This window comes from Oceanobacillus sp. FSL W7-1281 (assembly GCF_037969835.1).
Taxonomy (GTDB): Bacteria; Bacillota; Bacilli; order Bacillales; family Amphibacillaceae; genus Oceanobacillus; species Oceanobacillus oncorhynchi.
Genome location: NZ_CP150214.1, coordinates 1,867,218 through 1,881,595 on the forward strand (window position 1 = coordinate 1,867,218; position 14,378 = coordinate 1,881,595).

The window sequence follows — 14,378 nt, forward strand, 5'->3', positions numbered from 1 at the left end:
TTACATGAAGAAAATACTGCGCTTTTAGCTTCATATGGGTTTAATACACTTGCTTTAGCTTACTTTGGTATGGAAGATTTACCATATGAATTGGTTAATATTTCAGCTGATTATATTGAAAAAGCAATAAATTGGTTGGGCAATCAACCAAATGTAGATACTAAGAAAATTGGTATGGTTGGAACATCAAAGGGTAGGGAACTAGCTCTATTATCAGCTTCTATGTTTCCAGCGATTAAGGCGGTAGCAGGTTATGCACCAAGTTCGGTTGTTTATCCTGGAATTAGTCAAAATAATAGTAGTTCCTCCTCTTGGAAATATAAAGGCGAGGAGTTGCCCTATGCAAAAGGGAAAGCACCTGAAAAGGTTGGAGCGTCTTTAGGGAAAAGTATACAAACAGGAGAGCCTATCATTTTTCGGGATTGGTATTTCCATTTGACGGAAGGACAAACGAATGCCGAAATCAAGAGAACATAAGTGATCCTGTCCTCTTGATTTCGGGTGGTGATGATCAATTGTGGCCTTCAGATATAATGTTTGATAAAGTGATAGAGCGTTTAGGACGAAAGAAATCATCCCTATTATTATGAACATATAACCTATCCCGACGCAGGACATTATTTTGTTGCTTCTGGAATACCGACAACGGATTCAGATAAGCTTGCTTTTGATTCGGGCTTCACAATGTTGCTCGGGGGAAATCCTCATGCTAATGCTGTAGCTCATGCTAAGGCTTGGAAAAGCGTCAAATCTTTTTTGGGGAAATTTTTAAGTTAGAATGAAGAGAAACGAATTAGAGATTGTCTGGCAATTGAATATTTGAACGTAGGAGAGGAACAATATAATAGACCTAAAAGGAGTAACCTTTTCATAAAGTGAATCCGTTAAGGCTATTAAACTTGTTTTTAATTGTTTGGGTAGGTGGAAAGTCCAGACAATTATCGTGTTGTAACCTAACCGTTCTCCCTTCATGAATAAATGAAGTTACTGACCTATTACCTTATTCTTTCCATTATTTCTTTTAATCTTCTAACACTTTCCTCAATCCTATTTTCATTTATATAAGAATACGAAAACCGAATATAATCGGCTGCACTATTATCATAAATCTCTCCTGGTTGAATCAGGATATTTTCTTTAATCGCTTCATTAAAAAGTGTTTTTACATCCAGCGAAACACGCAGTTTAAACCAAATATAAAAGGAACCATCCGGTTTATTCCATTCCCCGTAATCCGATAAATACGTTGTTAAAGCTTTTAGAAACAAGTCCCTTTTATACATTAACTTCTTTTTTAATTCTTTGATATAAGATTCATGATAGTCACGCAGCCATCTTGCAGCAATATGCTGCGAAATAGAACTTGCGCCATAATCATTTTGCATTTTTAAGTCCGCCAAGTGTCGAATGACATTTTTATCTGCTACAATCCAGCCAATTCTCAAGCCCGGACTTACGGTTTTAGAGAGGCTGCCTAAATACAGAACATTATCGCTGTTTTTTAATGCTTTCATTGGCACAGGCTGCTCAGAGCGAAACCATAAATCAGCATAAATATCATCTTCTACGATAGGGATGCCATTTTTTTGACATTGATTTATGATTTTCTGTTTTTCCATTTTGGTATAGGTGTTCTGCGTCGGGTTATGTAGCGATGGAATGCAGTAAAAGATACTGTTTTTATAGTCACTCCCAGCTTTAAATAAATTATTTATGTTCCGTTTGATGTAGTCAATGGTTAGTGGAGTCATTCTGGCTCTAATATTATGCCATGTGCGGACGGAATGGATATAGGATGGTGTTTCAATAATAATTTTTGATTGCGGTACAAGTAAGCCATCAGCAATCAATTTTAAACCTTGCAAAGCCCCGGAAGTGACACAAATATTATTTACATCACATACTACTTCTCTTTTTTTCATATAGTTAACAATTTCTAATCGAAGCTCTAATTTTCCTTTTGGCTCTTCATAGTTTGTTGTTAATTTATTCTCTTCATCTTGCCTTAAAATCTCTTTAAATAAATGGTTGGGTATGAAGTCAGGTGCTAATTCCCCAGTCCCCAACCGTAAGATGTTTTCATCAAACTCTAATTCATTAATCTTTTGAATATAGTAGTGATTGTTTTTAGACAAACTCTTTCCGATATAATCTTGCCAACGAATATTACTTGTTATGTATGTATTCCATTTATTAGGAGATACAAATACACCCTTTTTCTCTATAGTATCTAGTACACCGTAGCTTTTGAGAATATCCAAGGATTGCACGACGGTTGATCTGTTGACATGATAATATTGCGCAATTTCTCTTTGGGAGGCTAGTTTTTCTCCTGGTTTCAATTCTCCTTCATTTATTTTATGAATAATATCATCAACGATTTTTTTATATTTGAATCCGCTCATCTTATCTCTCGTTTCTGGTTGGATTTTTATTTTAAATCTGGCAGGTTTCTTTATTTTAATCCTATTATAACATACATATTTAAGGAGGTATTTTTAGTGCAGGCTTTAAAAAAGCTTTATATTTAAAGGGGATAAAGAAAAAACGGAATCCAATATGCAAAAAAGAGTCCTTATGATAATGTCTCTTCTGGTTGGTAATTTGAGAAATTGTTTTGATGAAGGATGAAAGATATTAAGGGGTACTTCCTTGTACACCAAATCATAAAATGAAAGAAGGGAAATTGATGATACAACCTGTCATTCATGGTTTCATTCTCGCACTAGGACTTATACTGCCTTTGGGTGCTCAAAATGTATTTATTTTTAATCAAGGTGCGAATCATAAAAAAATAATCGGTGCGCTTCCAGTGGTCATAACCGCCGGTCTATGTGATACATTCCTAATTGTTTTAGCAATCTTGGGTGTTTCGCTCATATTAATGTCGCTGCCCGCCTTACAAATTTTCATTTATACGGTTGGCGTTATCTTCTTAGTCTATATGGCTTGGTCTCTGTGGAATGAAAAGCCTGCAAGCTTAAAAAAGTATGAATCGATGAGCGCAAAAAAACAAATTGGATTTGCTTTATCAGTATCCTTGCTTAATCCGCATGCCATTATGGATACGATAGGGATAATCGGTACCAGTGCTGCTGTTTATTCTGGCGCGGAGAAATTGCTATTTAGTATTTCCACAATTGTGGTGTCCTGGTTATGGTTTATTTTCCTTGCGATTCTCGGGAAATTAATCGGATCTATTGATAGAACGGGGAAGTATATCATCATATTAAACAAAGTTTCGAGTATTATTGTTATTATAGTGAGTTTGGTTATAATGAAGAATATCATCACATTGGTTTTTTAATGAGGAAAGTGGTACGCGCTGGAAGATGAGTATCCAACATTATCGTTAAGAAAAAGAATGACCAAAATACGGGTTAAAAAAGGGGAGAAAAAATGAAAAGATTATTTAGGGTATTCATCATCGGATTGTCGACATTAGCTCTAGTTGCCTGCAGCCAAACTGCTACGGATGCAAACAGCCTTTCTGTCAGTGAATTAACAGAGAGGGAAGACGCCATACTTTCCATTGCTTCAGATAAATCATTTGTATTTGATTTCAATATAGATAGTGAATATAAAGAAGCATCTGTATGGATTGAAAAATATGAAGCAGGTAAGCTGGTTGATGATCGATTAGCTCATCTGACCACAGAGGTTGAGCAAAGCGGTTCCATTATTGTTACACTTTCGGAAAATACAAATGAAAACAATAATAGCTTTAATATCGGAGTCGGTACCAATGAGAACTTGACTTCAATTAATGTCTCGGATACAGATTTAACCGGTTTAGAGAGCATGGCGAATGTATGGGGGAGTACTTCGGAAAAGCTAGCTATAGACAACGGTGAAGCCGTATTGGCAAATATTTCGTATTCTGATGATGAAAATGGGATGCATTCACTTACAACCGAATTTTTTGAAGATGCGGCGGGACATATGAATGAGCTTGAAGAATATGATGTTGCTTATTTACTTAAGGCTGAATTTGTGAAGTAGATGATAGTGGAAATTAAAGAGCGGAATAGTTGAAAAATTATAATAGCAATATTTTTAACAAAATGAGCCATCGAAGCGCGATTTCCAGACCTAAATCTTGATTAAGGTTGCCATCTCAGGTTTTGTTGGCAACCAATTTTCTAACAATATATATTAACAGCTGATTATGCGATCTCTGATGGTACTGTTTCAGACTCAATTTACTATGCCTTTATTAGAAGCGACTGGGAGAACAAAGAAATAACTCCGATTAAACTTAATGATTTATCGTTTTAATATTGTAAAGTTGCAAGGTAGGTATTCATGTCAAAATGCGAGAGGTGAAAACGTGAATTTAGGTTTAAACAGTGATGAAGTGAGATTAGTAGACTATACACCTGATTGGAACGACGAATTTATTAGAGTGAAAAATAAGCTGCTAGAAAACACAACTCTTGAGGGAAATCGTATTCAGCACATTGGCAGTACAGCAATTAAGGGGATGGCCGCAAAGCCAATCATAGATATATTGGTGGGTATTGATGATTTGAATAGGGTAGATAAAGCTTTATTTAAAGATTTTAGTAGATCGGGTTTTTTAAGGCTGAAAGTGGAGAGGCCAGGAGAAATTGTATTAGCAAAATTTACTGATGACACCTATAAAGTAAAAACCCATTATATTCACTTGGTTGAATATCAAAAGAAGCTATGGAACAATTTAATTTTCTTTAAAATTATTTAAATTCAGATGAAGCTGCAAGAAAACATTATTTAGAGATAAAGTTGGAGTATCTAAAAATATCTTCTACAGGAGTCAATGATTATACTGATTTCAAGGAAGAATTTGTTAAAGAAATTTTAAAAAAGAGAAAGGACTAAACACCGAATAAAAATGTTTGAGTGATTTGCACTATAACATGTTTTTAAATAACTAAAATAAACATCTAATCTCTGCAGAAATGATTACTTCTTGTTGAGGGTTGAAAAGGCTTTCCTAAATGTCGATTTATTAATAAGGTAAACGCATGATTTGTTTTAAACTAGATTAGAGATGAGGGATGAATCGTATGTGGAAGCAAGGATTTATTGAAACAGAAAGAGGTATTTTCGAGTATTTTACAGCTGGTCAAGGGGACCCCTTAGCTATCGCACATTTATATATGGCTTTCGACGAACGCGGAAATTTATCAGCAAACCCTTTTACCGAGCATTATAAGGTTTACTTAATTAATACGCGGGGAGCAGGCCATTCTGTACAAGCTGAATATAAAAATCAACTTAGCATGAAAGAGGTTATAAAAGATTTGGAAGCTATTCGAACAGCTTTGAGTATTGAAAAATGGGGATTTGCTGGTCATTCAACAGGTGGAATGCTGGCATTGCAATATGCGATAGAGGCACCAGATGCTTTAACAAAAATAATTGCAGGCTGTACAGCAGCAAGTAAAGAATATGCTGCGCATAAAAACAGCATTTACTGCTTAGAAAATAAGCATTTTTCACGAATAGTTGAAATCATGGAGTTATTGAACCATCCTGATACAGCGCAGGAAGAGCGTCAAACATTAGGATATGAATGGGCATTAATGTCTTATTATTCAGAAGATAAATTACTTGAAGCAAAAAAACATTCAAATAGTGGTCGAACGGTTGGAGAAAATCTGGATTATTTCAGAAAAGTAGAAGTGAAAAACTATGATCTTCGCAATCAATTAAACAATGTAAATGTACCAACTTACATATACTCTGGGAGATATGATGCGCAATGTCCTGTTGAGTTTGGTGTTGAAATCGCAGAACTTATATCCCATTCCCAATTAACTGTTTTTGAGGAATCAAATCACAATCCGTTTATTGAGGAGGAGGAAAAGTTTAAAGCGTTTGTAAGGAGGACGGTATAATTTTCTAAGGAAGATATAGAAGAATTCCATGGAATATAAAAGAGAACGAGGTATTTATACGATTTGTGAGCATTTTGAAGTGATTCATGTAAAAGATGAATGAAGGTTTGCTTCGTTAAATGATGTGGCAAATCCATATATAAATAATAATAGAAAGAGAATCACTAAATGATTATGAAATTAAAAATAAATATAGATTTCAACGTTGCCTTATTTTCTTCGAGGATTAATAAGGCATGAATATAAATCTATCAGCGTATTGGAAAATAAATGAATCCAACCAATTTATTTCTATCTGTGGAGATGACGATAAATTGCCCTTTTATCGAGGTCTCTGGAAAACATTTTCTTTGATTATACTGATAGCTATTCCGGCTGTTTTTCTTCTTTTTTCGGTAGCTTTTGGGCTTGGTTATTTGCTTCACTAATTCTGGGTGTGTATGTATAAATAACTTCCTGAAAAAGGTGATAGATATTCGTCTTGTATCATATCACCTTTGTCATTATCTGAAATCCAATCTTTTTAATTTCCGTATGGAAGCACGAAAATCTACGCTTCTAAATGCTAATATAAAGATGAATGCAAAAAGGATATAGGCCACACCAACGAGAAAAGAACTTTGCAAGGGGGAAAGCCATTCTGTTAAAAAACCTGCCCCAATCATCGCGATACCCATGGAACTATTCTGAAACATGGATAAGGAACCAAATAAAAATCCTCGTTTCGAAGCAGGAAGTATTTTCATCAATACTGTATCAAAACATATGTCACTTATTCCTCCTACAAATGTTATAAATATAGCAAGCACGAGAGCTTGCATAAAAAATCCTGATTGGCTGAGTAGTAAATGACCTGTGCCCTCCAGTAAAATCATGAAAACTCCTATTACAATATATTTTCCGCGAATCCACTTAACCATTGTCGAGCTTAAGACAAAGCCCATTCCTAAGGATGCATAAATGAAACCAACTCCCAGATCTCCTTTCTCAAATACTTCTAACGCAATCAGGTTAAATATGACATTGTCCACGCCGTTTGCAAGCGGCATGAGCAGCATAACCATTAAAAATACACGTAATAAAGCAACTTTTATAATTAGAAATCCGCTTTCACGCAATGAAGATTCTGCAGCTTTCATTTTTGAACGTTTCGTAATGTTACTTCTTGTTAAACGGCCTATTAAAATCGCTGCTGACATTAGACAGATTGCGTGAAGGAAAAATAAAACGTTCACATTGGTTAAAAAAGCAATGATACCTCCAAGCATTGAGCCGAAAACAAGTGTTATCCCTACAACATTCTGCTCTAACCCATTAACGGAAACCAAGTTTTTCTTTTCGACAATATCCGGAATAAGCGAAAAACGAACGGGTCTATACACAGCCTGCCCGCTGGCGATAATAAATGTACTAAGATATAACAGCCACAGCTGTTCTGTCATTGCTCCCAATATCGGAAGTAATGCGAACGGTGCTCTCAACAAATCTGTCCAAAATAACAGTTTGGCCTGGTGAAAACGATCAGCCAGGTAACCGCTGATAGGAGCAAATAGAATGGTGGGTAAGACCAGCAGAGCCATAAATATTCCTAATGCAATTCCGGATTCCGTTAATAGATAAAGGAGCGCAAAGGAACCGACTTGAGCGAATCTTCCGCCGATTCCGTTTAATACAGAGCTCCAGAATATAATTTGATAGTTGGGTTCTTTTTTTAAAACATGAAAAACAAGCAATTTATCCCCTCCAATAAAGTAGATGGATATCTAAATAGATATGTATCTAATTAGATATCGAAAAAATAGCCTGATTAAACAGGCCACATATCAACCGGATTAAGTTCATAAATACTATTTTGGCGATACATAAAATGTGCCATCACAAATTCACGCCGAATTGTTGCATAATCTGGATGATATTGTTGAATATGTTCATTGATTTCTTTTTCTTGATATGTTTTTCCGTTTTCTAAACCACGCAGCATATATTCTAAGAGAATCAGCTTTTTCTTTCTTTGAGCAGGCAATGACTTTAATCTTCCTTGATGATCGATGAAGTTCCGAATAACCATTGCTTTTTCTTCTTTTGTGATATCAAACTTTCCAAACATTTCATCACTCCCGATTCGAATAATCTCCTGGGCCATTCGTTCCAGTTTATCTTTATTTAAGTAAAAATAAATCGTATTTTTATCACGTCGTTGATAAACCACATCAATTTCTTTTAATTTTGTTAAATGGTGCGAAATGGTTGGCGGTTTCAACCCTAATTTGCCTGCAATTGCTTGACCATGGAGCGGCCTTGATTTCAATAAGCTAATAATGCGTATCCGGGTTTTATCTCCAATGGTTTTGTGAAAATGAACGATTCGATCTAGTTGCATCATCTTGCCTCCTCATCTAATTAGATTATAATCTAATTAGATGAATATGAAAACCTTTTTGTTTAAATTAATATTTAGATGCAGGGCAGTTTTTGCTCAAAAAGCGTTCGTATTCTCAAAGTATATTGCAATCTAAGTGTCTAAATTAGTTAAATAAATCGAATCAGAATTTATTTTCACCACATAAATAAATTATACTTGTTAAACAAGGGTAAAAAAGGAAGGATATGCAATGAATAGCCGAAGGAGTTAGTGAAGTTGGAGAAGAGGAAGAGTGGGAAGAAGATGAATACCTAATTGACGAATATTGAACACGAATAAATCAAGCGTATAAAAATGTTGAGAAATGCAAGTCGAAAATATTCAACCCTATTTAGAAAAATGAAACAAGACTTCATGAATAAGGAATCTGCTTAATCGTTCGATAGCATGTTTAAGCAGATTCCTTATTCATTTTTTTATTCGTATATATGAGAATGGCAATTGCTAGTATGAAAAATAAAAAGAAGAGGATAAAACCTGCAAGATATTTATCAAAAATAATAGTAAAAATTAAAATGGCCAGACCGGAAAGAATAAAGCAGACTTTAGATAATATATTTAAAACGGAAACCATAATTGAACACTCCTTTAAATAGTTCTTAAACTGATCATCAAAAATATCAATACTCCTGATGGATTATTACCGCAATTTCACAGTCATAAGTGTATGAAGGGTATTGCCTATATCACGAATACGTTTGATCAGCTAAAAATACAATTCATACCTGCTTAATTTGATTTCCTGGGTGCCAGCTGATTTAAAAGCCAAGTGAAAAATGCAGTGAAAAAGGAAATCCCTATTATTTTCAATATACTCCAATCAAATGAAGGAAGAAGGTAATTCACTATCGACAGGCAAAGTAAAATAGATAAGAAAAGCAATATATATTTAAACATTTAGTCACCTCAGCTATTCTAAGAAGCAGGCCTTCCTCCGATGCAGCTGTTCTGCTTGAATAGGATACATATTTACTTATTCGAAAGGATACTATACTTAAAAATTAGTGTAAAGCGTTCTAATCATAGATATCTTTCAAGTTTTTTAACGTTATCCGGCTTATCGCAAAACACGCCCTATTATTGAATAGGACGTGCCGTGTAGCATTTCATTTTAAAATATTTACTTAGAATTCATATAATAAATCAGATTATCAGCCCATTCATCAGACTCATAAATAAATTTTTTTCTAGTACATTCATAGGTGAACCCCACGCGTTCTGCTAGACGGATAGAAGGTGTATTATCTAAGTTTATATGAGCCTCTATTCGATGAAAATGAAGATTGTTAAAAGCAAATTTCACTCCTTCGTTGACAGATTCTTTGCCATAGCCGTTTTTCCAGTATTGATTATGGATTCTGTATTCTAAAAATCCCCATTGGAATTCACGTCTCATAAGCGTCCAAAATCCAACCATACCGATGTGTTTGGAATCTGACTTGCGAAAAACGCTTAAAATATATCCTTCATCCTGCGTAGCCAGCTGTTCGTGTCTCTTCACTGCCTCATTAAACTTTTCTTGTGTCCATCCGTTCAAGTCCATTTTGGGACTGTCATGTTTATGCTGTTGAGGAAGGGTATGACGAAAGCCTTCTAGCCAGCTTTCATAATCCCGGTTCTCCAGCGGCCTTAATATTAATCTTTCCGTTTCTGAATAAAGATTTTGTTTTTCTGTTTCCAATGCGACATCTCCTTAGCATGATTTTTTCCAAAAAATATCTCCACTCTACTTTTTTGATTTAATTTATTTGCCATAAGACATCACACCTTTCAACTAGATTATGTATTTATCATATCATTTTTTGTTACAGAGTGAGAGAGTATATTACGACATACGCAAAATGAGCTTTGTCCTAAACACTGTCTAACGTGTATCCTAATGTAATAACGCTTTCTTAAGGAAAATAGAACTTATTTCTCTACATGAATATCAAAGTCGATTAAATTATCCATTACTTCTTCATATTCATCTTTATCAAAATTTGAATCGTCAGGTATAGAGAGGTTAATGTGGATGTTTTTGTCAATATTTACATCATATCCAACGTTCTCACTCATGCCGTTTTCTTTTAAATAGTTTTCAACAATCTCCATAATATCACCTTCCAGCACTTCCAATCTTGCTTCTTCTGTTGATGTCTGTTCAATTTCGATTGTGTATTTATCTGCTAAGTCATATTGTTTCAGTTTATCTAATACGTCTGAATGAAATTCATCTATATTGACCGTATCGGGATTGATATCAAAAAATAAAACGGGCTTCTCTCCGTCATCATGCCCGCTTGATGCAGCATGTATATCGTAATTTTCAAATGTATAATCCAGTATTTCTTCCGCTACAATTTCATCTTCCTCTCTTTCTTCTAAAGAAAAGTTGTTAGAAAACATAGTAATGATTAAGATAAAAAGAAGAATTCCTGAAAATATAATTAATTTTTTCTTTTTCATATGAAGGTTCCTCTCGTATATTTTTTCTTCATATAAATAATAGCAGAGGAAAAATAGAGTGTCTAAGCCATATTTTCTGATAATATAATATTAGTAGTATGAGAGGGAGGTAAGGTTATGTTAAATGATTCATGGTTTACCGTTCGAAAAATAGATGAAAAAACATATGCCATTAGTGAGCTTGGTCATTGGGAAAAAGTGCATTCATTTTTGCTTATTGGAGACACAAAAGCAGCATTAATTGATACTGGCTTGGGTATTGATAATATGAAGCGAATCACAGATCAGCTGACGCCTCTGCCCATTGATGTTATCACGACGCATGTACATTCCGATCATATTGGAAGTCATGGAGAATATGACCGGATATTTGTTCATGAAGCGGATAGAGATTGGCTTGTTCATGGCATTGTAGGGTTGTCATTAGAACAAATAAGACAAAATACAGCAAGGGATATTACGATTCCTGTGCCGGAAAGCTTTGACCCGAATACATATAAACCCTTCCAGGGTGAGCCAACTGGAATTTTAAAAGACGGTGATAGGGTGGAGCTGGGGAATAGAACATTAATTATCTACCATACTCCCGGCCATTCTCCAGGTCATATTGTGATTTTTGATGAAGAGACCGGATATTTATTTACAGGGGACTTGCTATATGATGAAACTCCAATCTATGCTTTTTTTCCGACAACCAATCCGGCAGACTTAGTAAATTCGTTAGAGAGGCTCACGCAAATAAATCATGTCTCCATGATTTATGGAGCGCATAATACATTGGGACTTCTTCCTGAAATTTTAGATGAAGTTAAAAATGCAGTGGAGTATTTACGGAAGCATGATTTTGTACGATTTGGCACGGGAGTTCATATTTTTCAAGGGTTTCGTGTGCAGTTTTAACTTCGAATATCATTAAGAGGAAAGGGAAATTCAATAGCTGAATCGAGGAGTGAAAAAATGAATGTAACTGAATTTCAACAATGGGTAAATAATTATTACGAACATAGAGGCTGGTCGGAATTAGATATTTTCATCCGGATCGGTTTTTTAGCAGAGGAAACAGGAGAAGTAGCAAGAGCCATAAGAGCACTGGAGATTGGCAGGGATAGACCGGATGAGGCAACGGAATCAATTGCCGAAAATAGAAATGCATTAGCAGAGGAATTAGGAGATGTACTGGGGAATGTAATCGTCATCGCTAATAAATATAACATCTCCTTGGAGGAAGTATTCCAGTCTCATAAAGAGAAGCTCTTAGAGCGTTATTCTGCGGACGAATAATATCGTATTTTATAAATAAGGAGCTGTCAACATGCAATCAGCGTTTACGGGAAACAAGGAAGATAACAAAACAATCCTAAAGGAATATGTAGAAATCAATGGTGCAGAGCAAGGAATCATTGTAGAATCTTTAAATCAAAATAAACCATTACTTTTATTCTTGCACGGCGGGCCTGGATTTCCGGCTTATCCCATCAATAAAGCACATGGGGTAAGCCTGGAGCAATATTTTGATGTGTGTTATTGGGACCAGAGAGGAACTGGAATGTCGTATGATGCGGAGACAGCTAAAAAAGGGGTTACGGTGGAGCAGTTAATTGAAGATACAATTGAGGTAACAAATCATCTAAGAAATAAATACGCACGGGATAAAGTGTTTCTTCTTGGGCACTCCTGGGGCAGCTACCTGGGCAGTCTGGCGGCGCAAAAACGTCCGGATCTTTTCTATGCGTACATTGGAGTGGGGCAGATAGGTTCTCAACTGGAATCAGAAAAAGAAGCCTATCAATATATTTTAAAAACAGCAAGGGACAGAAAGGATAAACGTGCTGTCAAGCAAATTGAAAATGTGACTTTTAATGAAAACTTTTATAAAAATCGATCTTATGGCGCCATCAGGACTAAATTTACCGAGAAGTATGGCGGGGGCTTTAAACGGGAGGGTTACTCCAATCTGGAAAGATTGAAGCACGTTTTTTCGTGTGCAAATTATACATTTAATGAACGAATCAATAGTTTTAAAGGGGCTGTTTTAGGCTGGCAGTCCCTGGGACATGTAATGGCCGCTGCAGATTTAGCAGAGCTTGTGCCTGAGCTTCCGCTTCCTGTCTTTATTCTTCAAGGTCAGCATGATTATCAAACAACCTACACACAAGCGAAACGTTTCTATGATTCCATCGAAGCATCGTTCAAGAAAATGTATACCTTTGAAAATTCCGCACACACTCCTTTTATTGAAGAACAAGCGCTATTTTATCAAATTATTGAAAATGATATTTTGCCAGTGGTTAAGGAAGAGATCGATTTTATTTAAATGGTGTATTCAAATAAAAATAATAAAAAGCAGGTGGCAGTATGAAATTTAATGATTTTTCGGCAGTGCAAGTAAGGATAGCCAGACCGACAGATAATTTTGATGAAATAATCAGCTTTTACGAAACGGGTGTAGGCTTAACAAAAATAGAATTATTTGAAGGAGGCAGAGGGATTAAGGGAGTTATCTTTGGATTGCCTTATACGGACTATCATTTAGAATTTACATCTCATCAAGACGGAAGCCCATGCCCTGCACCTACGAAAGATAATCTGCTGGTTTTTTATATAGAAAATAAGGATGAAATCATGCATGTCGTAAATCGTTTGGCCCAAATGGGATATAACGAAGTAGAGCCAGAGAATCCCTATTGGAAAGGCAAAGGAGTTACCATCGAAGATCCAGATGGCTGGAGAGTCGTTTTTATGAACCGCGCTTATGATTAAAATGAGATGTGTTATTTCTTAGAAAATTAGTAAGCTATCCTTCATGATGATGTTAAAATGTAGTAAAAGAGGAGGTAATTATCATGACAGAAAAGAACGGGAAGGAATTTCTTTTAGCAGAGAGCGAACAGAATTTTAAAGCGTTATTTGAAATCATTGAATCTATACCGCCTAGAAAAAGAAGTATGACAATAGAGACAGAAGAAAGAGATAAAAATTTTCGGGATGTATTGATGCATTTATATGAATGGCATGCCATGCTTGAAAGATGGTACAGAGAAGGGATGGATGGAGATACGCCGTTTATGCCGTCACCAGGTTATATGTGGAGAACAATCAAGCCGCTTAATATGCAAATTCGGGAAAACTATCAGAATGTAACGATGAATCAGGCCATAAAAAAAATGAAGTTAAGTCATCATCGGGTAATGAAGTTGATCCAATCCCATACTAATGAAGAAATTATGACGAAGAAATATTATAAATGGACAAAGACCAGTAATTTATATGGATATTTTGCTGCGAATACTTTTAAACATTACATATGGGCCATCTCAAAATGTGAAGCTATTGCGAAGTCGATTAAAGAAAATGAAGTAAAATGACTGTTTCGTATATCTAAGAATAAATCATAGATTAATCAAAACCATTCATGTATCTCATCAATAGAGCATGCAATGGTTTTTTAATGAAATTAAAAAGTGTAAACTAAAAAAGCTTTTCATCAGCTTATCCATATTAACCAAAGCAAAATCCTTTGATGTAAAGAGGGCTTAACTGAATAAAAATGTTACAAAATAAGCGGAATGATTTGTTGTTCTCTTTCAAATATGATATTATGTTCTATTGTTGATTAAAAAGTAAAT

At 35.2% G+C, this 14,378-nt stretch carries 16 protein-coding genes and 1 pseudogene; 11 read left to right on the plus strand and 6 right to left on the minus strand.

The genetic code is table 11. The features are described 5' to 3' along the window. The first annotated feature begins 69 nt into the window (after positions 1–69). Positions 70–477 (plus strand): acyl-CoA thioester hydrolase/BAAT C-terminal domain-containing protein, encoded by a 408-nt coding sequence (locus MKX55_RS09375; RefSeq protein ID WP_339237763.1) that lies wholly within the window; start codon positions 70–72, stop codon positions 475–477. Between the two features lie 518 nt (positions 478–995). Here the strand turns inward: MKX55_RS09375 and MKX55_RS09380 are convergent. After that, on the minus strand, positions 996–2,405 hold the full coding sequence (locus tag MKX55_RS09380; RefSeq protein WP_339237765.1) for a PLP-dependent aminotransferase family protein: 1,410 nt from the start codon (positions 2,403–2,405) through the stop codon (positions 996–998). Between the two features lie 284 nt (positions 2,406–2,689). On the opposite strand from MKX55_RS09380, the gene MKX55_RS09385 reads away from it, so the two are divergent. From MKX55_RS09385 to MKX55_RS09405, 5 genes and pseudogenes are all read left to right on the plus strand, one after another. Further along, positions 2,690–3,307, plus strand: a complete 618-nt coding sequence (locus MKX55_RS09385) for a LysE family transporter (RefSeq protein ID WP_339237767.1) — start codon at positions 2,690–2,692, stop codon at positions 3,305–3,307. A 92-nt stretch (positions 3,308–3,399) separates the two neighbouring features. Further along, entirely contained in the window at positions 3,400–4,002 is a 603-nt protein-coding gene (locus MKX55_RS09390; RefSeq protein WP_339237769.1) for a hypothetical protein, read from the plus strand. Between the two features lie 328 nt (positions 4,003–4,330). Then, positions 4,331–4,860: pseudogene (locus MKX55_RS09395) on the plus strand (GrpB family protein). Between the two features lie 188 nt (positions 4,861–5,048). Continuing rightward, positions 5,049–5,882, plus strand: a complete 834-nt coding sequence (locus MKX55_RS09400) for an alpha/beta fold hydrolase (protein ID WP_339237771.1) — start codon at positions 5,049–5,051, stop codon at positions 5,880–5,882. A gap of 236 nt (positions 5,883–6,118) precedes the next feature. Beyond that, entirely contained in the window at positions 6,119–6,310 is a 192-nt protein-coding gene (locus MKX55_RS09405) for a hypothetical protein (protein ID WP_339237773.1), read from the plus strand. Positions 6,311–6,385: 75 nt separating this feature from the next. On the opposite strand, the gene MKX55_RS09410 is transcribed toward MKX55_RS09405, so the two are convergent. From MKX55_RS09410 to MKX55_RS09430, 5 genes are all read right to left on the minus strand, one after another. Further along, complete coding sequence (locus MKX55_RS09410; RefSeq protein ID WP_339237775.1) at positions 6,386–7,615, minus strand: MFS transporter; 1,230 nt, start codon at positions 7,613–7,615, stop codon at positions 6,386–6,388. A 74-nt stretch (positions 7,616–7,689) separates the two neighbouring features. Continuing rightward, positions 7,690–8,262: a metalloregulator ArsR/SmtB family transcription factor gene (locus MKX55_RS09415; RefSeq protein WP_339238485.1), complete on the minus strand. Its 573-nt coding sequence runs from the start codon at positions 8,260–8,262 to the stop codon at positions 7,690–7,692. Positions 8,263–8,695: 433 nt separating this feature from the next. Continuing rightward, positions 8,696–8,878: a hypothetical protein gene (locus MKX55_RS09420; RefSeq protein ID WP_339184307.1), complete on the minus strand. Its 183-nt coding sequence runs from the start codon at positions 8,876–8,878 to the stop codon at positions 8,696–8,698. 546 nt (positions 8,879–9,424) lie between these two features. After that, a complete protein-coding gene (locus tag MKX55_RS09425) occupies positions 9,425–9,985 on the minus strand; it encodes a GNAT family N-acetyltransferase (RefSeq protein WP_339237776.1) in 561 nt (186 codons plus the stop codon). Between the two features lie 230 nt (positions 9,986–10,215). Beyond that, on the minus strand, positions 10,216–10,752 hold the full coding sequence (locus MKX55_RS09430; RefSeq protein WP_339237777.1) for a hypothetical protein: 537 nt from the start codon (positions 10,750–10,752) through the stop codon (positions 10,216–10,218). A 117-nt stretch (positions 10,753–10,869) separates the two neighbouring features. Between MKX55_RS09430 and MKX55_RS09435 the strand changes: the two genes are divergently transcribed. The 5 genes from MKX55_RS09435 to MKX55_RS09455 all read left to right on the plus strand — a co-directional run bounded on the left by MKX55_RS09435 (position 10,870) and on the right by MKX55_RS09455 (position 14,117). Further along, positions 10,870–11,652 (plus strand): MBL fold metallo-hydrolase, encoded by a 783-nt coding sequence (locus MKX55_RS09435; protein ID WP_339237779.1) that lies wholly within the window; start codon positions 10,870–10,872, stop codon positions 11,650–11,652. 57 nt (positions 11,653–11,709) lie between these two features. Then, a complete protein-coding gene (locus MKX55_RS09440) occupies positions 11,710–12,033 on the plus strand; it encodes a MazG-like family protein (RefSeq protein WP_339237781.1) in 324 nt (107 codons plus the stop codon). 31 nt (positions 12,034–12,064) lie between these two features. After that, the gene (locus MKX55_RS09445; protein WP_339237783.1) at positions 12,065–13,066 is read left to right on the plus strand and encodes an alpha/beta hydrolase; all 1,002 of its coding nucleotides are present in this window, start codon (positions 12,065–12,067) and stop codon (positions 13,064–13,066) included. Between the two features lie 41 nt (positions 13,067–13,107). Next, positions 13,108–13,512 carry a VOC family protein gene (locus MKX55_RS09450; RefSeq protein ID WP_339237785.1) on the plus strand — a complete coding sequence of 135 codons (405 nt, stop codon included), beginning with the start codon at positions 13,108–13,110 and terminating at the stop codon, positions 13,510–13,512. 83 nt (positions 13,513–13,595) lie between these two features. Then, positions 13,596–14,117, plus strand: coding sequence for a ClbS/DfsB family four-helix bundle protein (locus MKX55_RS09455; protein WP_339237786.1), 522 nt, complete (start codon positions 13,596–13,598; stop codon positions 14,115–14,117). Positions 14,118–14,378 lie beyond the last annotated feature (261 nt).

Bases quoted from the DNA above. Each gene is read 5' to 3' on its own strand.
- MKX55_RS09375 (WP_339237763.1), top strand. From the start codon at position 70: ATGGAAGATTTACCATATGAATTGGTTAATATTTCAGCTGATTATATT.
- MKX55_RS09380 (WP_339237765.1), bottom strand. From the start codon at position 2,405: ATGAGCGGATTCAAATATAAAAAAATCGTTGATGATATTATTCATAAA.
- MKX55_RS09385 (WP_339237767.1), top strand. From the start codon at position 2,690: ATGATACAACCTGTCATTCATGGTTTCATTCTCGCACTAGGACTTATA.
- MKX55_RS09390 (WP_339237769.1), top strand. From the start codon at position 3,400: ATGAAAAGATTATTTAGGGTATTCATCATCGGATTGTCGACATTAGCT.
- MKX55_RS09400 (WP_339237771.1), top strand. From the start codon at position 5,049: ATGTGGAAGCAAGGATTTATTGAAACAGAAAGAGGTATTTTCGAGTAT.
- MKX55_RS09405 (WP_339237773.1), top strand. From the start codon at position 6,119: ATGAATATAAATCTATCAGCGTATTGGAAAATAAATGAATCCAACCAA.
- MKX55_RS09415 (WP_339238485.1), bottom strand. From the start codon at position 8,262: ATGCAACTAGATCGAATCGTTCATTTTCACAAAACCATTGGAGATAAA.
- MKX55_RS09420 (WP_339184307.1), bottom strand. From the start codon at position 8,878: ATGGTTTCCGTTTTAAATATATTATCTAAAGTCTGCTTTATTCTTTCC.
- MKX55_RS09430 (WP_339237777.1), bottom strand. From the start codon at position 10,752: ATGAAAAAGAAAAAATTAATTATATTTTCAGGAATTCTTCTTTTTATC.
- MKX55_RS09435 (WP_339237779.1), top strand. From the start codon at position 10,870: ATGTTAAATGATTCATGGTTTACCGTTCGAAAAATAGATGAAAAAACA.
- MKX55_RS09440 (WP_339237781.1), top strand. From the start codon at position 11,710: ATGAATGTAACTGAATTTCAACAATGGGTAAATAATTATTACGAACAT.
- MKX55_RS09445 (WP_339237783.1), top strand. From the start codon at position 12,065: ATGCAATCAGCGTTTACGGGAAACAAGGAAGATAACAAAACAATCCTA.
- MKX55_RS09450 (WP_339237785.1), top strand. From the start codon at position 13,108: ATGAAATTTAATGATTTTTCGGCAGTGCAAGTAAGGATAGCCAGACCG.
- MKX55_RS09455 (WP_339237786.1), top strand. From the start codon at position 13,596: ATGACAGAAAAGAACGGGAAGGAATTTCTTTTAGCAGAGAGCGAACAG.